General features: G+C 53.0%; 36 protein-coding genes and 1 pseudogene. 36 read left to right on the top strand and 1 reads right to left on the bottom strand.

The features are described from left to right. Window positions 1-10: 10 nt before the first annotated feature. From HV243_RS25725 to HV243_RS15005, 28 genes and pseudogenes are all read left to right on the top strand, one after another. A pseudogene (locus HV243_RS25725) lies at window positions 11-316 on the top strand (hypothetical protein); the annotation flags it as partial. Next, entirely contained in the window at window positions 316-573 is a 258-nt protein-coding gene (locus HV243_RS15130) for a hypothetical protein (RefSeq protein ID WP_149330390.1), read from the top strand. The pseudogene HV243_RS25725 and the gene HV243_RS15130, both read left to right, overlap by 1 nt. Beyond that, window positions 570-2453, top strand: coding sequence for a DNA cytosine methyltransferase (locus HV243_RS15125; protein ID WP_149330391.1), 1884 nt, complete (start codon window positions 570-572; stop codon window positions 2451-2453). The genes HV243_RS15130 and HV243_RS15125 overlap by 4 nt, the downstream gene beginning before the upstream one ends. Window positions 2454-2602: 149 nt before the next feature. Next, complete coding sequence (locus HV243_RS15120; RefSeq protein WP_103285392.1) at window positions 2603-3202, top strand: DUF1367 family protein; 600 nt, start codon at window positions 2603-2605, stop codon at window positions 3200-3202. Then, window positions 3202-3408, top strand: coding sequence for a hypothetical protein (locus HV243_RS15115; protein WP_149330392.1), 207 nt, complete (start codon window positions 3202-3204; stop codon window positions 3406-3408). The genes HV243_RS15120 and HV243_RS15115 overlap by 1 nt, the downstream gene beginning before the upstream one ends. A gap of 2 nt (window positions 3409-3410) precedes the next feature. Beyond that, window positions 3411-4052: a recombination protein NinG gene (locus HV243_RS15110; RefSeq protein WP_149330393.1), complete on the top strand. Its 642-nt coding sequence runs from the start codon at window positions 3411-3413 to the stop codon at window positions 4050-4052. A 172-nt stretch (window positions 4053-4224) separates the two neighbouring features. Continuing rightward, window positions 4225-4344 carry a hypothetical protein gene (locus tag HV243_RS15105; RefSeq protein ID WP_181540730.1) on the top strand — a complete coding sequence of 40 codons (120 nt, stop codon included), beginning with the start codon at window positions 4225-4227 and terminating at the stop codon, window positions 4342-4344. Beyond that, window positions 4341-5123, top strand: a complete 783-nt coding sequence (locus HV243_RS15100; RefSeq protein ID WP_149330394.1) for an antitermination protein — start codon at window positions 4341-4343, stop codon at window positions 5121-5123. The genes HV243_RS15105 and HV243_RS15100 overlap by 4 nt, the downstream gene beginning before the upstream one ends. 513 nt (window positions 5124-5636) lie before the next feature. Further along, window positions 5637-5843 (top strand): phage holin family protein, encoded by a 207-nt coding sequence (locus HV243_RS15095; RefSeq protein WP_110497822.1) that lies wholly within the window; start codon window positions 5637-5639, stop codon window positions 5841-5843. After that, entirely contained in the window at window positions 5821-6309 is a 489-nt protein-coding gene (locus HV243_RS15090; RefSeq protein WP_110497824.1) for a lysozyme, read from the top strand. The genes HV243_RS15095 and HV243_RS15090 overlap by 23 nt, the downstream gene beginning before the upstream one ends. Beyond that, on the top strand, window positions 6306-6698 hold the full coding sequence (locus HV243_RS25595; protein ID WP_249415221.1) for a DUF2570 domain-containing protein: 393 nt from the start codon (window positions 6306-6308) through the stop codon (window positions 6696-6698). The genes HV243_RS15090 and HV243_RS25595 overlap by 4 nt, the downstream gene beginning before the upstream one ends. Beyond that, window positions 6583-6834, top strand: coding sequence for a peptidase (locus tag HV243_RS15085; protein ID WP_249415220.1), 252 nt, complete (start codon window positions 6583-6585; stop codon window positions 6832-6834). Before HV243_RS25595 ends, HV243_RS15085 begins: the two co-directional genes overlap by 116 nt. 71 nt (window positions 6835-6905) lie before the next feature. After that, window positions 6906-7466, top strand: a complete 561-nt coding sequence (locus HV243_RS15080) for a hypothetical protein (RefSeq protein ID WP_149330396.1) — start codon at window positions 6906-6908, stop codon at window positions 7464-7466. A 138-nt stretch (window positions 7467-7604) separates the two neighbouring features. Continuing rightward, the gene (locus tag HV243_RS15075) at window positions 7605-8258 is read left to right on the top strand and encodes a terminase small subunit (RefSeq protein WP_072161085.1); all 654 of its coding nucleotides are present in this window, start codon (window positions 7605-7607) and stop codon (window positions 8256-8258) included. Continuing rightward, window positions 8212-9705 carry a phage terminase large subunit gene (terL, locus tag HV243_RS15070; protein WP_053389990.1) on the top strand — a complete coding sequence of 498 codons (1494 nt, stop codon included), beginning with the start codon at window positions 8212-8214 and terminating at the stop codon, window positions 9703-9705. The genes HV243_RS15075 and terL overlap by 47 nt, the downstream gene beginning before the upstream one ends. A gap of 194 nt (window positions 9706-9899) precedes the next feature. Continuing rightward, on the top strand, window positions 9900-11267 hold the full coding sequence (locus HV243_RS15065) for a DUF1073 domain-containing protein (RefSeq protein WP_181603847.1): 1368 nt from the start codon (window positions 9900-9902) through the stop codon (window positions 11265-11267). Continuing rightward, window positions 11248-11886: a phage minor head protein gene (locus HV243_RS15060; RefSeq protein ID WP_161959044.1), complete on the top strand. Its 639-nt coding sequence runs from the start codon at window positions 11248-11250 to the stop codon at window positions 11884-11886. The genes HV243_RS15065 and HV243_RS15060 overlap by 20 nt, the downstream gene beginning before the upstream one ends. Further along, complete coding sequence (locus tag HV243_RS15055) at window positions 11886-13055, top strand: DUF2213 domain-containing protein (protein WP_181603846.1); 1170 nt, start codon at window positions 11886-11888, stop codon at window positions 13053-13055. The genes HV243_RS15060 and HV243_RS15055 overlap by 1 nt, the downstream gene beginning before the upstream one ends. Before the next feature lie 10 nt (window positions 13056-13065). After that, on the top strand, window positions 13066-13587 hold the full coding sequence (locus tag HV243_RS15050) for a hypothetical protein (protein WP_053389994.1): 522 nt from the start codon (window positions 13066-13068) through the stop codon (window positions 13585-13587). 16 nt (window positions 13588-13603) lie between these two features. Further along, on the top strand, window positions 13604-14743 hold the full coding sequence (locus HV243_RS15045) for a major capsid family protein (RefSeq protein ID WP_053389995.1): 1140 nt from the start codon (window positions 13604-13606) through the stop codon (window positions 14741-14743). Between the two features lie 40 nt (window positions 14744-14783). Beyond that, window positions 14784-15149: a hypothetical protein gene (locus tag HV243_RS15040; RefSeq protein ID WP_053389996.1), complete on the top strand. Its 366-nt coding sequence runs from the start codon at window positions 14784-14786 to the stop codon at window positions 15147-15149. Window positions 15150-15152: 3 nt separating this feature from the next. Beyond that, entirely contained in the window at window positions 15153-15584 is a 432-nt protein-coding gene (locus HV243_RS15035) for a DUF4054 domain-containing protein (protein WP_053389997.1), read from the top strand. Further along, window positions 15584-16039 carry a hypothetical protein gene (locus tag HV243_RS15030; RefSeq protein ID WP_053389998.1) on the top strand — a complete coding sequence of 152 codons (456 nt, stop codon included), beginning with the start codon at window positions 15584-15586 and terminating at the stop codon, window positions 16037-16039. The genes HV243_RS15035 and HV243_RS15030 overlap by 1 nt, the downstream gene beginning before the upstream one ends. Then, a complete protein-coding gene (locus tag HV243_RS15025; protein WP_149330399.1) occupies window positions 16036-16407 on the top strand; it encodes a hypothetical protein in 372 nt (123 codons plus the stop codon). The genes HV243_RS15030 and HV243_RS15025 overlap by 4 nt, the downstream gene beginning before the upstream one ends. Then, complete coding sequence (locus HV243_RS15020; RefSeq protein ID WP_053390000.1) at window positions 16404-16937, top strand: hypothetical protein; 534 nt, start codon at window positions 16404-16406, stop codon at window positions 16935-16937. The genes HV243_RS15025 and HV243_RS15020 overlap by 4 nt, the downstream gene beginning before the upstream one ends. A gap of 12 nt (window positions 16938-16949) precedes the next feature. Continuing rightward, window positions 16950-18476, top strand: a complete 1527-nt coding sequence (locus tag HV243_RS15015) for a DUF3383 family protein (RefSeq protein WP_053390001.1) — start codon at window positions 16950-16952, stop codon at window positions 18474-18476. Between the two features lie 48 nt (window positions 18477-18524). Continuing rightward, a complete protein-coding gene (locus HV243_RS15010) occupies window positions 18525-18974 on the top strand; it encodes a hypothetical protein (RefSeq protein ID WP_053390002.1) in 450 nt (149 codons plus the stop codon). A gap of 1 nt (window position 18975) precedes the next feature. Further along, window positions 18976-19428 (top strand): hypothetical protein, encoded by a 453-nt coding sequence (locus HV243_RS15005; protein WP_053390003.1) that lies wholly within the window; start codon window positions 18976-18978, stop codon window positions 19426-19428. A gap of 390 nt (window positions 19429-19818) precedes the next feature. Here HV243_RS15005 and HV243_RS15000 read toward each other — a convergent pair whose 3' ends face one another. Continuing rightward, entirely contained in the window at window positions 19819-20310 is a 492-nt protein-coding gene (locus tag HV243_RS15000; protein WP_053390004.1) for a DUF4236 domain-containing protein, read from the bottom strand. Between the two features lie 83 nt (window positions 20311-20393). Between HV243_RS15000 and HV243_RS14995 the strand changes: the two genes are divergently transcribed. Genes HV243_RS14995 through HV243_RS14960 form a run of 8 tightly spaced genes read left to right on the top strand, consistent with a single transcriptional unit; the run spans window position 20394 to window position 26743 of the window. Further along, window positions 20394-22118: a hypothetical protein gene (locus HV243_RS14995; protein WP_181603845.1), complete on the top strand. Its 1725-nt coding sequence runs from the start codon at window positions 20394-20396 to the stop codon at window positions 22116-22118. Continuing rightward, window positions 22118-22747: a phage baseplate protein gene (locus HV243_RS14990; protein WP_053390006.1), complete on the top strand. Its 630-nt coding sequence runs from the start codon at window positions 22118-22120 to the stop codon at window positions 22745-22747. The genes HV243_RS14995 and HV243_RS14990 overlap by 1 nt, the downstream gene beginning before the upstream one ends. Then, a complete protein-coding gene (locus HV243_RS14985) occupies window positions 22747-23049 on the top strand; it encodes a hypothetical protein (protein ID WP_053390007.1) in 303 nt (100 codons plus the stop codon). Before HV243_RS14990 ends, HV243_RS14985 begins: the two co-directional genes overlap by 1 nt. Then, a complete protein-coding gene (locus HV243_RS14980; RefSeq protein ID WP_149330400.1) occupies window positions 23027-23941 on the top strand; it encodes a hypothetical protein in 915 nt (304 codons plus the stop codon). Before HV243_RS14985 ends, HV243_RS14980 begins: the two co-directional genes overlap by 23 nt. After that, on the top strand, window positions 23901-24551 hold the full coding sequence (locus HV243_RS14975) for a Gp138 family membrane-puncturing spike protein (RefSeq protein WP_149330401.1): 651 nt from the start codon (window positions 23901-23903) through the stop codon (window positions 24549-24551). The genes HV243_RS14980 and HV243_RS14975 overlap by 41 nt, the downstream gene beginning before the upstream one ends. Further along, the gene (locus tag HV243_RS14970) at window positions 24548-24898 is read left to right on the top strand and encodes a hypothetical protein (RefSeq protein ID WP_053390010.1); all 351 of its coding nucleotides are present in this window, start codon (window positions 24548-24550) and stop codon (window positions 24896-24898) included. The genes HV243_RS14975 and HV243_RS14970 overlap by 4 nt, the downstream gene beginning before the upstream one ends. Beyond that, entirely contained in the window at window positions 24885-26093 is a 1209-nt protein-coding gene (locus tag HV243_RS14965) for a hypothetical protein (RefSeq protein ID WP_053390011.1), read from the top strand. Before HV243_RS14970 ends, HV243_RS14965 begins: the two co-directional genes overlap by 14 nt. After that, entirely contained in the window at window positions 26090-26743 is a 654-nt protein-coding gene (locus HV243_RS14960; protein WP_053390012.1) for a DUF2612 domain-containing protein, read from the top strand. The genes HV243_RS14965 and HV243_RS14960 overlap by 4 nt, the downstream gene beginning before the upstream one ends. Window position 26744 lies beyond the last annotated feature (1 nt).

Genomic DNA, 26744 nt, shown 5'->3' with positions numbered 1-26744 from the left:
CCACCTGAAAGAGCATGCAAACGTCCATTATGCTGACGCAGCCGAAATGGAAATTGCAGCGTTGCGCCAGCGCATTGCAGAACTTGAAGCGCGGGCCTTCAAAGTTGAAATGCCAGAGTCATTCTATCCAGACGGAGATATTGATGCGCCGCTGGCAGTTGATGAGTTGGAGGTTATCGCCGCTATTGTGGAGGCGGGTGGAAAGCCAGTCGCATTTTGTAAGCGCTGTGACCGTGAGATAGACCTGACACACAGGCCGGATGGTTCTCATTATTGCCACGCTCCAGATGCTGGCATTGGCGTGAAGGAGGATTGATGGAACCTCAACTGGAATACGCCACGAAACGCATCGTCGAACTGGAAAACCTGCTGCTTGTGGATGTGACCGAAACCGTCTGGCCTGCTGAGGTGGGAATGGTCTACAGCCAAGTTGAAATAGCCGGTTATCTCCCGGCGCATCACCAGCGCCGCCTGAAGCATCACATCAACCGTATGTGGCTGGAGAAAATGCCGGTACCAGCCATCATAAACGCTGCCAGGTCATTGGCCACCGCTATGGAGAAATACGCGTGAGAGAAATCATCGTTGATAACTTTGCCGGCGGCGGCGGGGCGAGCACGGGCATTGAGCTGGCGATCGGCCGTAGTGTGGATATTGCGATTAACCACGACCCGAACGCTGTTGCGATGCACACTACGAACCACCCGGATACACTGCACTACTGCGAATCGGTGTTTGATGTCGATCCCATCGTAGCGACCGCTGGCCGCCCGGTGGGGCTGGCATGGTTTTCCCCTGATTGCCGTCACTTCTCAAAGGCTAAAGGTTCGAAACCGGTGGAGAAAGAGATTCGCGGGTTGGCGTGGATTGTCATTCGCTGGGCGTTGGCGGTACGTCCCCGCGTGATGATGCTGGAGAACGTTGAAGAGTTCCGCACCTGGGGGCCGCTTATCGAATCTGCTGATGGTGGGTTACGTCCAGATCCCCTGCGTACTGGTGAGACCTTCGAGGCTTTCTGCGGCATGCTGTCCGGTGGTATTCCTGCCGGTCATCCGGCGCTGGCGGAGTGCTGCGAGTTCCTGGGTATTACTGCCGACGGCGAACTGGCGCAGCAACTGGTGGCCGGGCTCGGTTACGCCGTTGATCATCGTGAGCTGCGCGCCTGCGACTTTGGCGCACCGACCATCAGGAAGCGTTTCTTCATGGTAATGCGTTGCGATGGTATGTCGGTGACCTGGCCGGACCCGACCCACGGCGACCCGAAATCTCCAGCTGTGCAGAGTGGAAAGTTGGCGCCATGGCGAACAGCTGCAGAGTGTATCGACTGGACCATTCCGACACCGTCGATATTCGACCGCAAAAAGCCACTGGCTGAAAATACGCTCAAACGCATCGCTCGTGGCATCCAGCGGTTTGTGATCGAGAGCGTGTCGCCGTTCATCGTTAAGTGCAACCACACGACGACCAAAGGGAAATACGACTGTTTCCGTGGGCAGGCGCTGGGCGAGCCTTTGCAGACCATTACGAAAACCCATGGCTACGCGATTGCCGTCCCACACCTGACAAAGTTCCGTACTGGCGCAACCGGGCAGCCCGTTACCGACCCCGTCCCGACGGTAACCGCTGGCACATCAAAACGTCCGGGCGGGAATGGGCATGCTCTGGGTATCGTTGAGGCAGCGATAGCACCGTTTGTTGGTCGGCAGTTTGGTGCCAGTGTCGGCCACCGGGCAGACGAGCCGAGCGCAACGATCACAGCTGGTGGTGGTGGCAAATCTCAACTGGTAACACCCACGTTGATCCAGATGGGTTATGGCGAACGTCCTGGACAAGAACCGCGAGTGCTGCGACTGGATAACCCGCTGGGGACCGTTACTGCTGGTGGAAATAAATTCGCGACGGTGAGCGCGTTCCTGGCGAAACACTACGGCGGTAACTATACGGGGCCGGGTGTCAGTATGGATGAGCCTATGCACTCGGTTACGACTGTCGATCACCATGCTGCAGTCACGTCGCATCTGGTGAAACTGCGCGGCACCTGCCGGGACGGGCAGCCAACCAGTGACCCGATGCCAACAGTGACGGCTGGCGGGCTGCACGTAGGGGAGGTGAAAACCACTCTTGCGGTCGATGAATACGACGAACATCGCGCGCAGCTGGCGCTGGAGTTCTTGCGTAAGTACTGCGGTGAGGATTGCGACGGGCTGGTGGATATTGACGGCATCACTTTTCGCATCGTTGATATCGGTATGCGGATGCTGCAACCGCACGAGCTATACCGCGCGCAGGGCTTCCCGGAGTGGTACATCATCGATCAGGACTATCGGGGGCAGAAGTACGCGAAGGACAAGCAGGTTGCGCGTTGTGGCAACGCAGTTCCGCCGCCATTCGCCGAGGCACTGGTGAGGGTTAATTTGCCAGAGTTGTGTTACAGAACAGAGCAGGCCGCATAACCTGCCATACAAGCGATATGGGAATTCCCATATCGATAATATAACCCGCTTCGGCGGGTTTATTCTTACATTGATTTTCCATTATCAACTGTACATAATGTCAGTGTCAGTCTGAGCAACTGACAACCTTATGCGCCACGGAGAGCACCATGGCGCACGAACTACAACTAATCAAGCAGTCTTCAGGAATCCTGATCCCCGCGACGCCGGAGACCAGCGATATTCTGCAATCAAAAATCAAACTCGGTGCCGTGCTGGTAGCCGAATTTCGTCAGGTGAGGAATCCCGCATTCCATCGCCGCTTCTTCGCATTACTCAATCTCGGTTTCGAATACTGGGAACCCACTGGCGGGGCGATCTCCTCCAACGAGCGCAAACTGGTAACCGGCTACGCCAAATTCCTTGCCTCATTCGCGGGAAGTGAAGCCGCACTCCTGGATGCTGCCGAGCAATATCTCGACCGTATCGCTGATAAGCGAGCCGGTAGCATTAGCATCTGCAAATCCTATGACGCATACCGTGCATGGGTGATCATCGAGTCTGGTCACTACGACGCCATACAGCTTCCCGACGGCACCCTTCGCAAACACCCCCGCAGCATTGCCTTCGCCAACATGGACGAAACCGAGTTCCAGCAGCTGTACAAAGCCGCGCTCGATGTTCTGTGGCGCTGGGTATTGTCCCGGGCATTCAAAGACCAGCGTGAAGCGGAAAACGCCGCCTCGCAGCTCATGAGCTTTGCGGGGTGATGGCGATGAAATATTCCTGGTTTCACCATCATGAATGCACCACCGAGCAAGCCGACGAGCTGGTGGCCAATTACCGCCGCCGTGGAGCCACGGTCGAACGCAGCCTGAATCGCAACAACATCACCTGGACTGTCAGCGTTCAGTTGCCGGAAAGCGAGAAAGCGCCGCGCCCGAGTAAGGTCTGGCAAAGCAGGACGTGGGGGTGAGCATGGCTAAGTTACCGCGCCGTAAGTGCGCCAACAAAGAATGCCGCCAGTGGTTCCATCCGGTGCGAGACACGCAGACTGTCTGCGGTTATGAGTGCGCCATCGCCGTCGGCAAAGAGCAGACCAGAAAAGCGCGGGAAGATGCACAGCGTAAGGAATTGAAGCGTCAGCGCGAAGAGGAGAAAGAAGGGCGGGCGCGTCGGCGAACCCGTCGTGATGAGCTGCGTCCTACCGGCTATTTCAAGGCCCGGGCCCAGGATGCCTTTAACGCATTCATACGGGCCAGAGATTTCGAGCTTCCCTGCATCAGTTGCGGAGAGACAAACCCACCCGATCTGCATGGCGGTCAGTGGGATTGCGGCCACTTTAAATCGGTAGGTGCTAACCCTGAGCTGCGCTTTGAAGAGCGTAACGCCCACAAGCAATGCAAATCCTGTAATGCCGGTTCCGGCAAGTACACAGCCAAAGAAGCGACCGTGGCGAAGAATTATGAAGACGGACTGATCGCTCGATATGGGCAGGAGTATGTCGATTGGCTTAATGGACCTCATGAAATGACCAATTACCGCCGTGATGACTTCATTCGGATCCGCGACGAGTACCGCGCAAAACTCAAAGAACTGAAACAGCAGGAGGCCGCGTGAAAATCCCACTCATCGTCGCAATTTCCGTTTTCAGCATTCCTCACTCACTTAAATGCAGCCATTGGCATTACTGGGAAAGACGTTACCTCTTCCTAGATGACAAAGAATCGCATGGGATAGCGCCAGCATATCGCTGGGCTAAAGGGTGGATTCGTCAGATGAAGGGGCGGCGATGACCAGAGAGCAGATAGCTAGATACCAGGCTGAAAGCGTCGCGAGAGCCAACCTAAAACCAATAGCAAAACATAGTCAGAACCAGCAGACCAAACAGCCAGAGAGGGCCACAGCGTGAATCTTGAAAACACAGTGAAATACCACTTCGCAAAATCCACGCTGATTAGCGATTCTCCGCGTGCTACCGCCTCCGATTCACTGACCGGTACCGACATTATGGCGGCAATGGGCATGACTCAGGAACGCGCTGCCATGGGGTACAGTGCTTTCCTCGGCAAGATGGGCATAAGTAATAACGACCGGGATCGGGCGATCGAACTGCTGGCTGAGTACGCGATGACCAAATGTGACAAGATTGCCGCACTGCGTAAGTTGGATTCCGGGGTTAAGCCTCAGGTGATGCACCAGTTGGCCACCTTCGCTTTTGAGGATTATTCCCGCAGCGCAGCCAGTGTAAAGCGGTGCGATTGCTGCGACGGTGAGGGCTTCATTGAGGCTGATGTGTTTACCAATAAATTCCGTAAGCCAGAAGGGAAAATGACTGTGTCCGGGATGGTGAAGGTCAAAGAATCCGTCAAAGTGCTATGCAAAAAGTGTAATGCCTCTGGTGTGGTTAGTGCTTCATGCAGCGACTGCCATGGACGCGGCAAGGCAGTGAACCAGGATCTTACTGAGAAGCAGGGTGTTCCTGTTCTGGCTAACTGTAAGCGCTGCGGCGGGCGCGGGTATGAACGACTTCCGTCTACTGAGGCATATGCGGCCGTATGCCAGATTACTGATGCCATTAGCCTGGACACCTGGAAAAAGTCTGTTAAGCCATTCTATGACCAGCTGATCACGAAATTCGATATCGAAGAGGCTTGGGCAGAAAAACAGCTTAAGCAGATAACGCGGTAACGCCTGTAGCGATAGCCTGCGATTTTGTTGCGGGCTATTTACTTTTCCCGAATCTGTGTTAATTTTGTCCCAACGATGGGTTAATGCCTTCGTTTCAAGCCCTGCGGATAACACCGTGGGGCTTTTGCGTTTCTGGAGGGTGAGAAAATGCACCAGTAAACGGATGGACCGCAGCCGATAGGCAATGTAGCAGTCATGATGCTGCCCTGAGTCGCCAGTGAGCGAGCCTGTGTAGTGATGGGTCAAGGTTCTTATATCAAAACAAACTCCGGTAAAGCAGCGCGAGCGCCAGACGCGCACCGGTCATGAGCGGCGATGACGCGACAGATACTCGAGGGCACGAGCGCAGCCACTGCGAGAGTGTGGATAATAATTTATAGCCTCGCTTATGCGGGGCTTTTCTATTTCAGGCTCACGGGAATCATCCGCTACGTGCTTTGTTGATAAATTCATCCCGTGAAGCCTGACCCTCATTTAAAACACACAGCACCCGCAAACAGCGAGGTGAGAGATATGCATCGCATGGAAAAATTCACTAATGGTGCCGCAGTTGGCGCGGGAACCACGACGACCCTATTTGGTGCCCTCTCACTGAACGACTGGGCGCTGGTCGTAGGTATCGCCTGCACAATTGGAACGTTCGTCATCAACTGGTACTACCGGGACAGGGAGTACAGAAGAAAAGCAGGAGGCGACGATGTCCCCAGCACTGAGAAGTAAACTTATTGCGGCAATGGGCGGCGGTGCTATCGCTATTGCCACCGTCATGCTGTCCGGTAAGGATGGACTGGAGGGGCGCGAATACGTTGCTTATCGCGATGTGGTCGACGTTCTCACGGTCTGCGATGGCCACACTGGTTCCGATATTATCCCCGGCAAACGCTACACCGATAAAGAGTGTGATGCGCTGACCCGAGCAGATTTGACCAGGATTGCCCGACAAGTCGATCCGCATATCCGGGTGCCGGTTAGCGAAACTCAGCGCGCCGCTATCTACTCGTTCGCCTATAACGTCGGCGCTACCGCCACCATCAATTCCACGCTACTGAAAAAGCTCAACGCCAAAGACTACGGTGGCGCATGTGCTGAGCTTAAACGCTGGGTGTATGCAGGCGGCCAGAAGTGGAAAGGGTTGATGAACCGGCGCGACGTTGAATATGAAGTCTGCACATGGAGCCAGAAATGACACCACTGTTTAAAGTGCTGCTCATCGTGTTCGTGGCATCCCTGGCTGGTGGCTTGGTCTGGTCCGCAAATCATTACAGCAGCAAATACCATACCGAGAAGAGGCGTGCTGATGATGCTGAGCAGTCGGCAACCAGTGCCGTGACCATCACCGATAACGTCCTGCGCACCATCAAAATCACCAACATCGTTCTGGAGACCAACCAGTATGCCAAACAGCAGATCGCACTGGAGTCACAGAGAGCCCAGGCAGATATCAAAGTGGCTGTTGCGAATGATGACTGTGCTCATCGGCCTGTGCCTGCTGGCGCTGCTAACAGGTTGCGGCAATACGCGGACAGTTTACGTACCGGTTCCGGCGGTACCGTTGCCAGCAAACCTGACTACTGAAACGTCACAGCCAGCCATTCCCGACCCGCTGACCTACGGGGCCAGTCTGGGTCTGAATGTGAGCCTGCTGTCGGCGCTGGGAATGTGTAACAGAGATAAAGCAGATATTCGAACGATTGAGCAATCACGAAAATGAAAGACTTACATTGCTTTCAGGATGTACTCATAGCTTAATATCACAACCTCAATCATTAAGCGGTTAGTGAAATGAAAGCAATAGTAAATTCTATTAAAAAAGCACTCGAGTCTGAAAATTTTTACGGTGCCTTGTTCATGGCTTTAACCATCCCAGATATTTGCGCATCGATTGACAATCCCAAAGAGAAAGCAAAGGGAACTCGGTATAAAAAATGGTTTGAGGATAATCTAAAACACAAATACTACCCTGATACGATGCTTGAATATACTGAGAATAATGATCCTATGCTTGCTAAAGAGCTCGGAGCGTTTGAAAGAGATATACTCAGTGCAAAACCAATCGGCAAGCTAGCCTTCACTGATGTCATGTGTTGGAAGTTAAGGTGTTCAGTTTTACATGAAGGCTCATCCGATGCTGGTAGTTATTCTTTTCATCTAACTCACGGTGGTTCTCACCAAAACATCATAGATGGTGTTTTACAGATAAGCGTCGTCCGATTATGTCAGGATATATGTTCAGCATTTGAATTGTGGTGCGAGAAAAACAAAGAGAATGTTGATGTGCAACGTCGCTTAGATGAAGGAATGAGAATTCAGAATGAAATTGGCAATGGAATGTATTTTGGATAGGTCATCCGTTACGGTTTGACCGTGAAAATTCAGAACTATTAAGAAATTAATAATAGCCGCCTCCGGGCGGTTTTTATTGCCATCACAAAGTCCACTTTCGAGTGGCTTTTTTAATGGCCTTAACCAACAGGAGTTCCCATGGCATCGAAAAAGCTCACGGCAGAGCAGCAGCAGCTTTTCGATGCTCTGACTCCGCTTCAGAAAAAGTTCTCACTGGCCATCATCAAGGGTAAGAACCAGACCGACGCATACAAGGCAGCGAAGGGGAAAGCGAAGGGCGACAACCTGCGTAAGGCTGCTCATGCGATTGCGACAAATTGCGACGTTTTAGCGTTCCTTGCATCTGTCCAAGTGTCAGCAGTGAGCGATGCCATCATGACCCGCGAAGAAGCGCTCAAGCGATTAACCTCAATGGGCCGCGCGCGCATCACTGACCTCGTTGATTTTGGTGAGCATGTTGTAGGTGAGGACGATGACGGTCGCCCTGTAATTCAAGCCACCTGGAAGTTTAAGGACTCAGTCAAACAGTCACCTGAACTACTCGACGCCATCGCCGAACTAACCGCAGGCAAAGACGGCATCAAGCTGAAGCTGCACGATGCACGCGGCGCTATTAAGCAGATAGGGGAGATGGAAGGCTGGGAAGCCCCGAAGAAGACCGAATTGTCCGGGCCTAATGGTGGCCCTATCCAGCATGAAGACCTTACCGATGAGCAATTAAAAGAGGCGTTACAGGAGCTGGGATATGGCCGTCGCAAAAACCAGCTCGAGGAAAAACTCGACGGTTCTTGAGGCTTTCAAAAAGAGAGCCATTGCTCAGGCGCTGGAAGGCCTGATGGATTTCACTCTGTATACCAACCCGAACTATGAGACGGGCTGGTTCAACGAACTACTCTGCGCTGAGCTCGATCACTTCCTGGCTGAAGTTGAAGCCGGGAACATGCCGCGCCTGATGATATTCGCACCACCGCGCTCTGGTAAGAGTGAACTGGCCTCCAGGCGCTTTCCGGCAAGGGTTCTCGGTAGGCATCCTGACTGGCATGTAATTTCCTGCTCCTATTCGTCCGATCTGGCAAACAGGATGTCTCGCGATACACAGCGAATTATCCAAGGCGAGCGTTACAGCGAGATTTATCCCGACACCAGGATGGGAGGGATGCGAAGTAGCGCCATCAAAACCGCCGAGCTATGGGAAATAGTTGATAGGAATGGCAGCTTGCATGGTGGCTCCTATCGCGCGGCGGGCGTTAACGGTGGTATCACCGGGCAGGGCATGCACATCGGTATTATTGATGACCCTGCCAAGGACTATAAAACAGCATCATCTAAAGCCTACCAGACAGCTGTTATGGATTGGTACGACACAACCTTCTTTACTCGCGCGGATCCGAAACTTAACGGCATTATCATCATCCTGACTCGCTGGCATAAAGATGACCTTGCCGGGCAACTACTAAAACTGGCTGAAGATGGTGGCGAACAGTGGCGCGTAGTTAGTTTCCCCATGGAGGCTGAGACTAACGAGGTCCACGAACTGAACGGCAAGCGGTTCAATCTGCGTAAGCCGGGTGACATCCTGTTTCCCGAGCGCATGCCGCAGGCGTTCGTCGACAAGTGCAAACAGCGTGGCTCACTCGTTTGGAGTGCTCTGTATCAGCAGCGCCCCACTGCAAAGGGTGGCGGACTTATCCGGTCTGAATGGTTCGGTGAGTACGACGTGCTGCCGAAAATGCAGTGGCGCGCCATCTATGGTGATACGGCTCAGAAAACTAATGAGGCCAACGACTTCTCTGTATTCGAACACTGGGGGCTTGGTGAGGACGGCAATGTCTATCTCATCGACATGATTCGCGGGAAGTGGGAGGCCGACGAACTTCAGCGTCGCGCGATCGCATTCTGGCAAAAATCGAAAGAGTTAAAAAATGGCCCGCTCCGCTACATGGCCATCGAAGACAAGTCATCCGGCACAGGGTTAATTCAGAACATCAAACGCAAAGCAGCGTGCCCAGTGCGCGCTATTCAGCGTAACCGCGACAAATACACGCGCCTTCTTGATGTGCAGGGACATATCGAATCCGGATATGTGCGCCTGCCATCTGCTGCGCCATTCGTTAACGACTTCCTCGTCGAGATGGAAGCCATCAACCCCGAGTTCAACACTCACGATGACCAGTTGGATCCGATGATGGACGCAATCGACGAGATGAAGAACAAGAAGAGCAGAGGCGTTTTCTCATGAGCTGGAACTGGCTTAAATGGTTTCGACCCAAGGTATCTGTCATTGTTGAAGAGGCTAAACCGGAGCCCGAGAAGAAGAAACCCGCAGGCACCTTCTCAACGCATAAACAGCACGCCTCAATCAGCCTGGACGATATCGAGAGGGCCGCATTCCCGGTTCGTGCAGCGCGCCCGGTAAACGGCGAAGGCCGGGCCATGGATGAGTCGTGTGCTCAGTCTCCATCTGCCGGTTATCGCTTCTCAACGCTCGGCGGTGTACCGGATAACGTGGTGGGCTGGTTCCTGTCTCAGGGATTTATTGGCCATCAGCTGTGCGCTGTCATGGCTCAGCAGTGGCTGGTTAACCGTGCCTGCAAAATCCCGCCGGAGGACGCCACGCGTAACGGCTGGAAGATTACTGGTGTTGACCCTGAAAAGGTTCAACGTCTGGAGAGGATTGACCGTAAGCGCGGCATCAAACGCCAGGTGCAGGAGTTCGCCCGATTCAACCGCGTGTTCGGCATCCGCATCGCCATCTTCTGTGTGGACAGCGACGACCCGCAGTATTACGAAAATCCATTCAATATCGACGGCGTGGCGAAGGGTAGCTATCGCGGCATCAGCCAGGTTGATCCGTACTGGTGCGCACCAGAGCTTGAAGGTGTGGATGTCACCGACCCATCGTCGATGAACTTCTACGAACCTACGTACTGGCGTATTGCCAACAAGCGTTACCACCGTTCGCACCTGGTCATCATTCGCTACTCAGACGTTCCGGACGTGCTCAAACCGACGTATCAGTTTGGTGGCCTGCCGCTACCCCAGCTCATCTGGGAGCGCGTGTACGGCGCCGAGCGGTCGGCGAATGAGGGGCCTCAGTTACTGATGTCGAAGCGACTGAACGTCATCAAGACTGACCTTGAGACGGCGATGTCGGACCCCGATAACTTCATCCAGAAGATTCAGGAGTTCGTCGAGCGCCGGGATAACTTCGGCGTTATTCCTATTGGTGATACCGATGGGTACGAGCAGCATGAAACCTCTCTTGGTGATGTCGACTCGGTGATCATGACTGAGTATCAATTGGTCGCGTCTGTCGCAGAGATGCCATCAACGAAACTCCTCGGCACATCGCCAAAGGGATTTAACCCAACGGGTGAGGCCGAAACCTCGACATACCGTGAAACGCTGGCAGGCATCCAGGAGCACAGCTGCACGCCATTTCTGAACCAACATTACCAGTTGCTCACAAAGTCGGTGTTCGGCGAGAGCATCGATGTTGAGGTGGTGTGGAATCCTCTGGACGAACCAACCGAAACCGAGCAGGCGCAGACCGGACTGGCGAAGGCGCAGGCTGCCGAGATTTATCAAAACCTTGGTGTGGTGAGCGCACAGCAGAACCAGCAGAAGCTGAAGGATGACGAGTCCAGCGGCTACGAGTTTGAGGAGGTAGACGATGGCGGAGAAGAAGACGACGGACTTGCAAGAGCAATCGCGGCCGTTCTTCAGCCCCCTGTATCTGGAGCAGCAGTACCAGCGCCGGCTTCGACGCCTGGTCAACTGGATGAAGGGCAACCTGTCTGATGAGTTGCTGGCAACCAGTGGCCCATCGCTCGACTCAAAACTGACAACGCTGTCTGGCAAATACGCCAACCTGTTCCGCGATTACGCCCCCACGATGTTTAGCCCGGTGCTCGACGGCGCTGACAAGTCTACTCAGCGGCAATTCACTGCACTGAAGCTTGATGATGCCGTCAACGCTGACACCGTGCGCGGGTACTTTCGGGATGCAGCGCAGAAGAACGCACAGCTGATATCGACGTTGCCGACGGACCACATTGAGAGGATTCGAAAGGCTGTGGCTGAGTCGCCTGGCGACCTGTCCGCACTTAAAGACATCCTGTCTGATGCCAACGGCAAACTCGACCGCCGATCTCGAAATATCGCAATGGACCAGACGCGCAAGGCGTACAACGACACAGCGATGATGAAGGCCCAGGCTACTGGGGCAACCAAAGGCATCTGGATTCACTCGCATCGAGGTCCTGCACATTCCCGTCCTAAACACGTTAAGGCGCATGGTAAAGAGTTCGACCTTGCCGTTGGCCTTCCGGTGGGCGATAGCGGTCAGAACGTCATCCCCGGGGAGGAAATCAACTGTCGCTGTACATTCAAACTGGTGGTCGACTTTGGAGTGAAATAATGACAACCGGCGCTAAAGCCCTCGACCGTTCCGCGCGTGTCGTCGATGACAACGGGTGGATCAACGTCGAGGGCAACCCAATCAGTAAAGTCGGCGTATTCGACTACCTCGGCAGCGAGATACCCGGCGCGCCAGACCCCGACAAAATTTACCAGGTGTATCGACCCGCTGAAGAACTCAGCAGGCCAGAGACGCTGGAGTCCTTCAAGCTCATCCCCTTCATCAACAATCACACCTGGCTCGGCGCTGAAGGCGCTAACCCGGGCGATGTTGGCGTGGATGGAATTGTCGGAGAAAAGGTCTATTTCGATTACCCCTACCTGAAAGCCAACCTTCGCGTCTTCTCCGATGAGATGAAGCAGGAGCTGGAGTCAGGCAAATCACAGCTTTCACCGGCCTACAAATACGACGTGGAGTACGCTCCCGGCTCATTTGAAGGCACCAACTATCAGTACGTGCAGCGCAATCTGCGTTGCGGAAACCATCTCGCCCGAGTTGATGAGGGCAGAACAGGACCTGACGTCGCAGTGATGGACCAGGCCATAAACCAAAACTCCGACGGAGATAAAACGATGACTTTAGAGGAACTGATCGCGGCGCTCAGCAAGCTGGACGCCCCATCAATCGCCGCTGTCATGGCTGCGCTTCAGCAGATGAATCAGCCTGAAGCACCCGCTGAGCAGGTTCTTGATGAGGATCCTATCGACCCGGCGGCAGCGCCTGCGGAAGACGAAGACCCGAACGCACCTAAGGCTGAGGATGAAGACCCTGATGCTCCGAAAGCTGAAGACGAAGATCCGACCGACACGCCAAAAGCTCAGGATGCCAAAATCGCCGCGCTGACCAAGCAAATTAAGACCCTGACCAAACAGGTGAAAGCGCAGGATACCGGCGCGCTGCTTAAAGAACTCGGTAAACGTAATGAGCTGGCCCAGCGCCTTACCCCATTCATTGGCGCGTTCGCGTGCGACTCCATGGATACCGTGGCGGTGGCGAAGTACGGTCTGGAGAAACTCGGCATCAAAGGTACCGCAGCCGGGCATGAAGTATCTGCGCTGAATGCAGCGCTGGCTATGAAGTCCGCTGCGCTACAAACCATCGTTGCATTCGGTCAGGATGCCGCGCCGACCAAAGCCAACGCTGTCTCTTCCGTAATTGATGATCTCTAAGGGGAACAGAATGACCTTTCAAAAAACAGTAGGCAGCGATCTGGCCTGGGGCATCCCCGGTGAGCAGGCGCTAGCAGGCGACGTTCGCGCCGAGCCAGTACAACTGAAAACTGTATTCAATGGGACGGCGGGCAAGCGAGTTCCGTTTGGTGCAGTGGCGCTGACACAGGCTGCCGGCGATAACGGCCTGGTGTCCATCGGTGGCACTGGAACCTACATCGGCATCATGTCCTCACCAAAGCAGTGGGCTGCTTATACCGCCCTGGGTGGTGATGAAGGTGGTATTGAGGCTGGCGCTCAACTGGAAGCGACTTCGCAGACCCCGGGTATGTTTATGGAGTTGACCACTGCCGCAGGTGTTGGTGATGCGATCGCATACAAAGCTGACGGCACACTGGTTGCTGCTCCGTTATCCGCTGCTCCCGCCAGCTCTACTCTGATCCCTGGCTCCCGCGTCGTGCGTTACAACGTGACTACCGGCATTGCAATCGTCGCCCTGCAGCAACTTCCGGTTCCGGCCGTAGCACCTTAATTCAAGGAAATAACAAATGCCTAAAACCTCAAAGGTGCATAAGCGCCTGTCTCCTGCTGCCGCTAAATTGCTGCAAAGCAAGCTGCGTGGCATTGCGATGGATTCAGCGGATAACGTCCGCTCCCTCGCAAAGGTGGGGATCCACGTATCTGATTTCGCTGCTCAGTCATACGCTCAGGCGTATGGTATGGACGCCGCCGTCAGCATTCCCGGCCTGACCGTCAACGCCTCACAGGGCAATAGCCCTTACATGCAATTCCTGCAGGCGTGGCTGACTGGTCAGGTGCAGGTGATCACCGCCGCCCGTAAAGCCGATGAGCTGATGGGCGTAGTTACTGCTGGCGCGTGGGAAGACGAAGAAGTCATCCAGGAAATTCTGGAACTGGTCGGCGTGGCCCAGCCGTACACCGACTACGGCAACATCCCGCTGTCCAGCTGGAACCTGACCTATGAGAAGCGTGGCGTGGTTCGCTTTGAAGAAGGTCTGCAGGTTGGTGAGCTAGAAGGCCTGCGTTCTGGTCGCATCGGCATTAACGCCTCAGAAACCAAACGTAACGCCGCCTCCCTGGCGCTGGAGATCTCCCGTAACCGTGTGGCCTTCTTCGGCTATGCGACGCATCCTGACACCCGCCCGATTTACGGCTACCTGAACGATCCGAATCTCCCGGCATATATCACCGTGTCAGCTGGCACTGGCGGTACAACCTGGGACAAAAAGACCTATGCGGAAATCGTGCGTGACCTGCTGACCGGTTTGGCGGCGTTGCGCGTTCAGTCGAAAGAAGTCATCGACCCAACCGCTACGCCAATCATCCTGGCTGTGGCATCGGAAAAAGTTGACTACCTGTCGACACCGAACGACCTGGGTGAAACGCCGTACGACTGGCTGCGTGAGAACTATTCGAATGTAACTGTTAAGTCTGCCATCGAACTGGATGATGCAAACGGCGGCGCTGACGTGTTCTACCTGTACGCAGAAACGGTTGGTGACTCTGGTACCGACGGTGGTGGTGTAATCGACCAGATCGTTCCGTCCCGCTTCCGCGCGCTGGGTGTGGATACATCCTGCAAACTGGTTACCGAAGACTTCACTAACGCCACCTCCGGTGCTCTGGTGAAACGTCCATTCGCTGTCTATCGCGCAAGCGGAATTTGATTTTAAGGGGCTTCGGCCCCGATTCTTTCTGGAGATAACCATGCCAGCAGTTTATTCATCCTGTACCTCTGACAACTTCTTCCCGGTCTGGAAAGGCCATGCGCGCAAGGACACCTACGACAAAGGCGTCCTGATTAAAGGTGGCGCTAACTCGCAAGACAAGCGCACCATGATCACCCCGCGCGGCGTGGCGACAGTAGTCACTGCCGAAGAACTCGAGCAACTCAAAGCAGACCCGGCATTCATGGGCTTCGTTGAGCGCGGATTTATGTCCTTCGACGAGAAGGCAAAACACGGACATGACGCCGAAGAGCGCGGCGCTGAGATGGACAAAGACAAGTCTGCCCAGGATACTGCTGAAGACTACGCGAAGATGGGCAAGAAGGCTCCCAAAGAGGAGAAATAACCCATGATCGACGTCGAAGAGTTCCGCCTGAAATTCCCGGCGTTCGCCAACCCAGTGTTGTATCCAACCGATAGTATCCTGCTGATGGCCGACATGACGGACTGCTACATCGACGTCGGCAATCGCTGGTTCCGCTGCGTGAAATGCCAGGAGCTCATGACAGAGCTTCTTACCGCACATCTTCTGCTGCTGAATGGCACTCCTATGGCGCCAGCCAACGGAGCCACCGGGATTATCAGCAATGCCACTGTAGGGTCGGTTAGCGTTGGTTTTGCCAGCGCGGCAGCCAATAAGGGCGCGTTCATGTCGTGGCTGGGAAAGACGGCATACGGTGAGCAACTTGCCGCATTGCTGGCGCGGCTGTCAGTTGGCCTTGGCTATATCGGTGGCGCTCCGGAGCGTCGTGCATTCAGAAAGGTTGGCGGGAGGTTCTAATGGGCAGAGGTCTGGATGAGCTGGTTAAGCGCGTGCAGGAGATGGGGCGACTGAAGGCTGAGGTCGGCTGGCAAGATACTGCCAAGTATTTGGATACCGGAGTTCCTGTGGCGCTGGTTGCTCAGACGCATGAGTTTGGTAGCCCAGCCCAGCGCATTCCTCCGCGCCCATTTGTCAGGCCGACTATAGCGGAAGAAGGGGCGAGTTGGTCAAGGGAAATGGGGCGTGGCGTTAAGGCTGTTGCCAATGGTTTGCGTACCCCTATTGATGTTCTCCAGGCTGTGGGTGAGCTTGCAGCCGGTGATGTTCGCATGACAATTACCCAAGTGAATTCCCCAGCACTGAAAGAGTCTACGCAGAAAGCGCGTTCCGCTAAGGGCTTTGAGCCAAGCAAGCCGCTACAGGAAACTGGTGAAATGCGCGCATCCTGCACTTCAATCGTTAAGGAGAAATGATGTTTGTTCCTGGCTCAAACCTTCTCGGTATGGCGATGTCCGCAATTAACCCAACCGCTGGCGTTCAGATTAAGCGCTTCCTTGGGCAGCAAGAGAACGACTTCGGTAAAACCATCAACTCCTACAGCGCGCCGGAAACTCTTTACGGTGCATCCGTTCAGCCACTGTCATTCCGCGACATCCAGCAGATGGGGCTTACCACCGGCCGCCAGTACATCACCGCATGGATTCAAACCGGTGCGCACTCAGCTTATCGTGGTGGTGCTGCCGATCTGATTCTTTGGGATGGGGCTGAATGGGAGATCCTTGACCCTACATCCTGGTTAAAACAGGACGGCTGGAGTCAGCCGGTCGCGGTACGACAATGAACGCGATATACAAACTCATCCGCGAAGTGCTGATCGCCGGGTTTTCCGGGCAGGGCATGACGGTGAGGGTGATGCAAAGCTATTCCGGTGTGTCGACCGGGCCGCCGGCTGTACCCGCAATCATCATGCACCACATTACCAGTGAGCGTGTCGGCTGGCAGTCCAGGAAGTCCAGAGTGACGAGCGGCAACCCGGAAATAATCGAGCACCAGAATGTTGCTGAGACTATTCAGTTTAACGCGGTGCTGCCGTTCGTGAAGCCAGAAGACGAAACCGTTGATACACCAACAGTTCAGGGTGTGCTGACAACCGCCTCGCTGATCCTTCAAAGTCATTTGATGCTCACTGCGCTAAAAGCCGCGGGCATGGGCATGCAGGTAGTGAAGCCCATTACCTCCAATTACATTCAGAATGAGGCCGAGCAGTGGGAGAACGTCCCGAGCTTCGATCTGATCATCTGTCACAAACTCACACTAACCCATGACGTGGGCAAGGTTGAGCAAATCACCAGCGGGATATACCGCGTTTAACGAGGATTGCTGATGAGCATCTCTATCAAGAAATACGTGGACATTACGTCCGGCGTAGGAGGCAGCGCGGCCGTTAAAGAGCGCGAGCTTATCCTTCGCCTGTTCACGAAGGACACGAAGGTTCCTGCTGGCGTAGTGATGGAATTTACCGACATTAACGATGTGTCCACGACTTTTGGCACCACATCGGAGGAGTACAAACGAGCCGCGCTGTATTTTGGCTTTGTGTCGAAGATCATCACCAAGGCAAAGAAAATCTCCTTCGCGCATTACAGTGATGCTTCTTCTGCAGCGGCCCCGGGGATTGTCGGCGGTACTCCGATGACCACCATCGCGACCTGGCAGGCCATCACTGACGGCTCTGTTCGAATCACTGTTGGACAGTCTGATTACCTGCTTGACGATCTCGACTTCTCTTCAGCTGCTGCTTTGGCTGATGTGGCAACTGCTATCCAGACCAAACTCCGGGGCATTCTCGGCGGCGCGACGGTTACTTACGACTCTTTGGCGCAAAAATTCAACGCGTCGTTTGTCGGTCATGATGTTCCTGCTGCGGTAAACGTGATTGCTGCGGGGACCGGTGTTGATATCGCCGACAACCTTGGCTGGACCGTCGCGAAAGGTATGGTTACCTCTCCGGGGTCAAATGCCACGACCGTCCTAGATTACGTGATTGAGGCGGATGAAATCAGCGACAATTACGGCTCATTCGCATTCTGCGGCGCTGCGCTTACTCACGACATCGTGCAGGGGATCGCAGCGTGGAACGCAACGCAGAACGTTAAATACATGTACCTGGTGCCGGTGACCATGGCTGATTACGGCACGTGGTATGGAACGCTGCAAACCTATAGCGGCTGTGCGATGACTATCGTCAACGACGCCAACACGGAGTTTGATGAGCAAATCCCCGGCATTATCCTTGGCGCCACCGACTACAAACAGCGCAACGCCAGCCAGAACTACATGTTCCAGCAGGTGTCCGGCATCACTCCGAAGGTGGACAGTAATACTGACGCCAATACGATCGATACCGACACGCGTGTGAACTATTACGGTCGCACGAAGAACGCTGGCCAGGCCATCGACTTTTACCAGAACGGATATCTGTGCGGCACCAGTACGGATCCTCTGCAGATGAACGTTTACGCCAACGAGCAGTGGTTTAAGTCGGCTGCGACCGCAGTGCTGATGTCTGGTCTTCTGTCCCTGCCAATCATCCCGGCAACGGAAGAAGGGCGAGCCATCGTGATCAGCCTGCTTAACGGCGGTGATGATGCGCCAATCCCTCGTGCGCAGTTCAACGGCACTATCAAGGCCGAGAAGGATTTAACAGTTACGCAGAAGGCTTACGTTACCCAAATCACTGGTGACCCGCTGGCCTGGCATCAGGTGCAGTCGATTGGCTACTGGCTTGATGCCTCCGTGCAGCAGGAGTCGCAGACGAACGGCACTATCAAATACGTTATCGATTATCTGCTGGTCTACTCGAAGGCCGACGCGGTAAACAAGATCACCGGTCGGGATATCCTGATTTAACGAACCTGATAAGGCTGCCGTGCGCAGCCTTTTTTCTGGAGATAACAGATGCAAGACATCGCAGGCTTTGGCCTACAGGTTCGCGTAATCGCGAGCAAGACGTATCCTTCCGGGTTCACTGTCACTGAGTTCGCTGATGACGCTGACCCGTTCGACCTGCCAACTTTGCAGATCAACGATGCAGCTATGGGGCTCAACGGCGATATGGTTCACTGGTCTAAGGCTAACCCAATTCCACTGGCAATTGCGGTGATCCCCGGTGGTGAAGATGACAAGAATCTGGCCGTCGTATTTGAAGCCAACCGTGCTGCGCGCGGTAAGCGCCCCGCAAAAGATACCATCACCATCGTTGGTACTTATCCGAACGGCTCCACCATTACGCTGACGCCGGGTATCATTTTTGATGGCCTCCCGGGTAACGCTGTGGCGTCAGCTGGTCGTATGAAATCGAAGGTCTATAACTTCCGCTTTGAAGGCATGAGCCGGGTAGAGGTGTAACGTGGCTGAGTTACTGGAAGCGAAAAACGTAACGGTGAAAGACCGGGTCGGTAACGATGTGCCGTTTATCATCGGTAAGTTCCCGGCCATTGCAGCGCGCGAGATTGCCGCGAAATACCCAACCTCGATTGCCGCACTGGCGAAGCAGTGGGAAGAGAACCAGTACGCTGAGAGCGAGAAAATTATGCTCAAGGCGATGACATTCGTTGAGCGCGTCCTGGACGATGGTTCTACTATCCGTTTGAGCACCGCGGCCCTGGTCGATAACCACGTTCCCGATGGTGAAGCGCTGATGCGTCTTGAAAAAGAGCTGCTCGAATACAACTTCTCTTTCTTCGAAAAGTTCACCCGCTCCATTTCCTCCGGCGGTATCGTGCAGAATATGATCAAGTTGATTACGTCAACGCTGACCAGTTCATTGCAACAATCCTCTCGGCAGGACAAGCAACCCTGACAGAACTGAAGACCTCCGTCACGCTGGAGGAGGCCTTTAGCCTTTGGGAAATTGTCGTGACCACCCGGTTTAACGAGTGGTGGGCAATGGAGCAAGTGAAAAATAAACGTTAGAAAGCAATCATCCTTCTGGCATTATCATCTGAGATAGTCACAATAATAATGAGGATGTTATGAAGACGTTGATGGTTGTTTTGGCATTAAGTGTAATCGTAGTTGCAACCTCTGCAGAGGCTGGACGCGGTCGTAAACCCTGCTCCGGTTCTAAAGGCGGCATTTCACACTGCACCAAGAGTGGAAAGTTTGTCTGTAACGATGGTAGCGTTAGTCAGTCCAAGAAGATTTGTCAATAAGATAAAGCCCACTTGGCGTGGGCTACTTTTAACCGTGCTTAACAGTAGGCATCCAAATATTCTTGAATGGAGAAATTAACCTTCGGTTGTTTCCATACAAAACGGATAACACCGATTACTATCAGAATAAGCGATAGCCCAGGCAGGGATTTTGCGAATAGGAATGCTGCGATAAACCATAAGAGCAAGAAAGAAAATTTGTACTTCCATCCATAATGTACTTTTCCGCCACCTTTAGACCAGCCACGCCGAACTTTATATGGGGCTTTCATGTATTCACCTGAGTGAATGACGAGGCCAGAAAACTGATTTTTATCAATAGCCGCAGAACCATTTTTCTTCGCTGAAGCAAGCGATGCTGTCCAGGACATTCCGCTTCCAGGTATCCCGATAGTTGCTCTCGGGTTTTTACCGCCAATATTTAAAGACGCACCAGGCTTACCAAGGGTCATGCTGGAGATGCCTTTTTTGCTGATATTTAGGCTAATGCCTGGAGCAATTCTTATTTTCTTTCTAAATCTGAATGCCATTTCCCCTCCCATATGGTGTGGTTTTATGGCCTAAAAATACCTTAAATTCTAACCCTATAAAATTTATTTATTTTGGAGTAAGCATGGGCGTACTTGACACATTCGTCTTTCTTCTTGAGACAGATAACAAAAACGCCCTAAAAGGCCTGAATGATACGGATCATGCTTTGGATGATGTCCAGGATGGTTCTAAAAATGCTCATAAAGAACTTATGAACATCTTCGCAGGGGTCGGCGAAAAGGCTGGAATTACTACAGAGAGTTTAAAGGGGTTGGCTATAGCTGCTATTGGCATAGCTGGCGCTGGACTTTCACTGAATGCCGTTCTTGATCGCACTACAGAGATGCTGGGGAAGGTTCATGCGGCAGAAACTGTTGGCGTAAATGTTGGCCAGTATGATGCGCTGTCACGAACTTTTCAGACGCTTGGCGTAGATGCTGACGGTTTCCGCGACTCGATGATCGACCTCAACGAGGCCATGGGTGAAGCAGCGTCGGATGCTAAATCAGGCAAAGCTGAGTCATTCAAAACATTCGGCATTAGCCTGAAGGACTCTCAAGGGAATATTAAGTCGGCAGATGAGGCGTTGCTTGAATTATCCGACACTATGTCAAAGATGGATAAGCAGCAGGCCACCTTTCAGATTAAGCAGCTTGGCATTACTGATAACGCCGTCATCGCCGCAATGATGAATGGCAGAAAAGAACTCGAGCGTCGCATTGAATTGCAGAAAACTCTCGGTGTTCTTAATGAGAAGGATGCTGCCCAGTTAAAAAACTTCAAGTCAGCGCAGGATGATCTCTCCGCAATATTCTCCAGATTTGCTGACGTTTTGGCAATGACTGTTGTTCCTGCCCTTGAGTTGCTTATCGATGTAACTATCTCAGTAATAAAATGGGCTCGAGAGCATAAAGGCGTGTTGATGGGTGTGTTCGGCGCTTTGGCATTCGTTGCCATTCCGGCGCTCACTACCGCGTTATGGGGGATGGCGCGGGCAGCATTGGCTGCTGTAGTTCCTTTTTTACCACTTATTGCAGTTGCTGTGGCTCTGGCTCTGGTCATTGACGACCTCTGGAATTATTTCACTGGGGGAGAGTCAGTTATTGGTGACCTGGCAGCTAAATTCCCTCTCCTTAAATCAGCTCTCGATGGTGCAAAAGAAAGTGTTATTGGGGCATGGGAGGCGTTGAAACTCCTGTTCTCTGATCCATCAGCTTTCATGGATGTGCTGGTTTCAGAGCTGCAGGCCAGTTGGGATGAAATCGTTCATGGTGTAGTCGATGCTGGCGATGCTATAGGAAAGGCTCTCAACAGTGCATGGGAGAAACTCACCGCTGACACCAAGAAAGTATTCAATGACCTGCTGTCATGGGTGAAGAGCATCTTCTCCCAGATAGGAGCCTACATTTCAGACGCCGAATCAAACGCAGGCAAGGCCGCCTATGACAAGTTGCCTGACTTCATGAAAAAGGCGATCAACGCCGTGAAGGGAGATGACGAACCGAAACTGGCACAGCCTACAACTGGCGGTGCGGCTGATGAAGTTAACCCAATCAAACAACCAATTCCGTCAGTGCAGGCCGCAAGCAGCTCTATGCAGGATATTGCCAACGCTCCGGCAATACCGGCAAACCCCGGTGCAGGTCGCACATCGAGCGTCAGTAACACACAGACCGTCAACGTCGCCAAGGTAGAAGTGACCACGCAGGCCACTGATGCGCAGGGGATCGCCAGCAGTATGACTGATGGGCTGAAGAATGCTTACGGAGATATGGCAAATCAGTATGACGACGGAAGGAGCCATTAATGTCCTCATTCTCAGACCTGATGAATACCGCATCCGGATCCCTGTCATCGTACAACATGGTGATGTCTTCATTCGCTGTGGATGTCGTACGAATTACGGATGAGTTCGGCGCGCAGATGTTCACTGAGTGCCGGGCTATGCGTGCCGCAGTGAATCGTTCTTCCGATCTGTGTGAGCATCCGCTGGAAACCGGCAACACCATTTCTGACTTTAAAATCATCAAAGCTAACGTCGCGCAGCTCACGATGTTCATCCCGGCTGATGCGTATGGTTCGGTGTATAGCGACATTGAGCAGGCCTACGTCAACAGTACATCGCTTATCGTACAGACCCGCGCATCTTCTTATGCGGATATGGTTATCACCGACATGCCGCACGATGAGGCGCCAGACCTTGGTGACACGGTAGCTGTGACGCTAACCCTAAAAGAGGTTCAGTGGTTCACATCGACCATTGAAACGATGCCTGCCAAAGAGGTTGCAGTATCCAGCAAATCCGCGAAAACGGGTGGCACGGCCAAACCTGACGCCGACACCGTGAAGCAGGGGCAGAAACGCCCATCTGATGCCTCTCCGGCTACGCAGGAAAAATCCAGCTCCCTGGCCAAGGATATTAAGGACTGGTTCTGATGAAGCAAATCCCATTGAAGTCTTTCCCCAGACAGTCACTTTCCGTTGTCCTCGAGGGCGCTTTGTATGAGCTATCCCTCAAAGAGTGCAACGGCATCATGGCTGTCACAGTCACCCGTGATGGCGCGGTAATCGTCAACAATCGCCGGGCGGTTGCGGGTGCGCCAATCATCCCGTCACGTTACCTAAATGACGGTAATTTTTTCATCATCACCGACAATGACGAGCTGCCGTACTACACCGCTTTTGAGGGTAGCGATGTTTTTGTCTGGATGACGAATGAGGAGATCGACAGTGCTTGATGGCCGTGTGCTAAAAATTGGCATCGAGATTAACGGGCAGATGAAGTTTTACGAAGGCGCAGCCGCCACGGCTAAGATTGTTAAAACGTCAGACGGAAAACAGAACAGCTGCCAGATAACACTCGACAACCTCCTTCTTGAAACCATTGATTATCTCGTTACCGAAACATCTCCATGGAACCCAAATCAGAAGGCCAAGCTGATTACCGTGATGGCCGGTCGCCAGTCAACTGGTGTAGAGAACATCTACAGCGGTGATGTTGTCCTGGCTGAACCCAGCATGCCGCCTGATCGACGACTCACCATGAAGGCTCTAACCCAGAATGGTGCAAAGTACAAATGGGCGTCGCGTTCGTCTCCGAAAACAACCCAGCTCTCCGAACTGTGTAAGGGGGTAGCGAAAGACTACGACCTGACTCTGCGGTTTGAGGCCAAAGACAAGACCGTTGCCAACTACGTCTATAACGGGCCCGTCGGCAAGCAGATACAAAAGCTTGAGCAGGTGGGTGATGTTGACTGCTTTATTGACGATGACTTCCTGGTGGTTAAAGACCTTGGGAAAGGGATGAAGGGCGAAGTGAGGGTAATCTCGTCGGCTACCGGAATGATTGGCAACCCGGTTCTGGATGATAAAGGCGTTAAGGTGCGCATGCTGTTTGATCCGTCCATAAAGCTGGGGCAGCAGATAGAAATTCAGTCTTCGGTCAACAAAGCCGCAAATGGCCAGTACGTGATTTACAACTGGGCCGCCAGCCTGGCGACGCACGAAAACGACTGGTATCTCGACCTGTCCTGCAACAACGACAACATCACATCAATAGCCGAAAAACGCGAGGCGCAGAAGAAAGCTGATGCCAAATCCAACTCCAAGCCAAAAACCGGGACAAAGTGACAGCCTTTCCGGCTCAATGGACCTGGTGCTGAGAAAGTTTTTGCTAGATGTCGATGACATGCTTCCAGCCCGTATCGTGTCGTATGATCGAAATGCTAACCGCGCTCAGATAGACATCCTCTACAAAGTAACCATGACGGATGGTTCCATGAATCCACTTATGGCGCCCGCAGAGGTTCCGGTGCTGACAATTGGTGGCGGTGGAATGTGCCTTACGTTTCCGATAAAGCCCGGCGACCTGGGATGGATAAAGGCCAGCGACAGGGATATGTCGTTATTCCTGCAGAGTTATGAAGCGGAGCCGGGCAATACAACCCGGCTTCACTGTTTTGAGGACGGCGTCTTTATACCGGATGTAATGAAGGACTTTGTTGTCAGCGATGGTGCAGCGGCCACGCTACAGACTATCGACGGCACGACATCAGTAGCGGTTAAGCCAGGTAGCATAGTGCTGACAGCGGGCTCCACTGTCGTGTCGATAACTGAAAGCGGTATTGAGTCCAATAAGCCGATCAAAGCACCACAATTCACTGACGGCGCCATCAATACGTTTGGTCACGTCCATACCAATCCGGAGGGCGGCAACGTAGGGCCGATGAAGAACCCATGAAGACATTAGCCACCAACAATGACTTTGATATCTACTTGGATAACTCCCGAAACATCGCAATGGCTGCTGATCTTCAGGCCGTCATTCAGACGTGCGAACACGTAGCCAGGACAAAGCTAACTGAGTTGCCGTACGCGCAGTCGCGCGGTATCCCGTTCTTCGATATCGCATTGGGGTCCCAACCAGACATTAGCTTGTACGACATGTTCCTGCGAAAGGTCTACAAGACCGTTCCTGGCGTCGAAGGGGTGGGGAACATTAATTTCTCAAAAAACGGCGACACGCTGAGTTACACCGCCCAGATAAGAACGATTTACGGAACGGAGAGCGCAAGTGGAATCATATAAATACCTCTCACCAGAAGGTGTGATCGTCCCGGATACATCGCAAATCCTGACTGATACAGAGAATGAGTGGAAAGCCACTTTTGGTAGCGATCTGGACGTTACACCGGACACGCCGCAGGGCATGATCATCGCCAGCGACGTTGCAGTTCGTTCCGAGGTTGTAGCGAACAATGCTGCCGTAGCAAACCAGATTAACCCCAACTATGCAGGCGGCCTGTTCCTGGATGATATTTGGGCTCTAACTGGCGGGAAACGCCGGGCCTCAACATATACGCTCGTTGATGGTGTCGCGCTGACTGGCGTGCCTGGCGTGGTGATACCGTCCGGTTCTAGGCGCTCATCAAATGGAAATCTGTTTGAGTTGCTTTCTACTGTCGAGCTGGATAACGCAGGGAAAGGAACCGGTATTTTTCAGTCTCTGGAGGCAGGAGCCATTCCTTGCCCGGCTCATACGCTGAAAGACCCTGTCGTGGGATACACGTCTGTAGGATGGGAAACATCGGATAATCCGGTTGCCGGGACAATGGGTACCGAAGAACAGTCAGACCTGTCAGCCAGGAAGGAGCGGCGCCAGACATTGGCCATTCAAGGGCGATCGATTGGAGAGGCTGTCTATTCAAATATCAGGGCGGTCGTCGGGGTTAATTCGCTGTCGTTTCGTGAGAACGTAGACGGTACGACCAAAACGATTGATGGGATTAGCCTTATTGCCCATTCAGTATGGGCATGCGTTGATGGCGGCGAAGATACCGCTGTTGCAGCAGCACTCTATCGCTCTAAAACAGGTGGTGCTGCATGGAATGGGACTGTCAGTGTTGATGTAACAGACGCGTGGTCTGGGCAGAAATCAACGGTAAAGTTTGACCGTCCTACAGCCAAGCCTGTTATGGCGAAATTTACGGTTGTCTCTAAAGGTGTTGGCACCGGCGATCCAACTTCGCTTATCAAAGACACCATCGTAAAATATGCAAACGGGCAACTCGATAATGGAGAAGAAGGGTTTACTCTCGGCACAGACGTATCTCCGTTCGAATTGTCAGCCGCTGCTAACACCGCCTCACCACAAATATTTATTAAGAGCGTTGAAATAGCGAATAAAGCAACTACTCCGACCTGGTCAAAAGATGATATTGCGATAGGGCTAAACGAAAAGGCTACTATTCAGATTGACGATATTCTTGTGGTGGCAACATGAATATTCAACGGTTCGACTTCTCTCTGGATTTGATGAAGGTTTTAAAATGGGAGTATGACCAGGCACCGAACCTATCGAACATTTTTAATCTGAAGCAGAAATGGTATGACGATAATCATCAGGTTTTTTGGGCTTTGTGGGAAAAGGATGTATTCAATCTGTTTACCGCCAATGATTTCGGTCTGAATGTCTGGGCAATCATCCTTAACCTGCCTCTATATACCGAATCAAAAGCAAGCCCCACAAATTATCCAGCGTTTGGGTTTGCAGATTTTGGCCTGAATTTCGGCAGGAGTAACTTCGCGGTTGATGTTGACTCAGTAAATAAACTTACGGTAGAGCAAAAACGACAATTACTTCGCATGCGTTGGTGGCAGATAACTTCCGATGGCTCGATGCCTTCCATAAACCATGCCTTATATGACGTTTTCGGGAAAGACGTCTACGCACTCGATGGTCAGGATATGACTATAACCGTTGTTTATCAGATTATCCTTCCAGACATCATGATGCGACTCCTTCAGGATTTTGACCTTATTCCACGACCGTCCAGCGTTAAATTTAATCATCTTGTTAAACCACGAGATGCTTTTGGATTTGCTGAATATAACCTCAACTTCGATCAGACCAATTCACAATTTGGGAGTTAAT

It is taken from the genome of Citrobacter sp. RHBSTW-00599 (assembly GCF_013784065.1).
Lineage (GTDB): Bacteria > Pseudomonadota > Gammaproteobacteria > Enterobacterales > Enterobacteriaceae > Citrobacter > Citrobacter braakii.
This window is presented reverse-complemented; position numbering and strand designations above follow the sequence as displayed.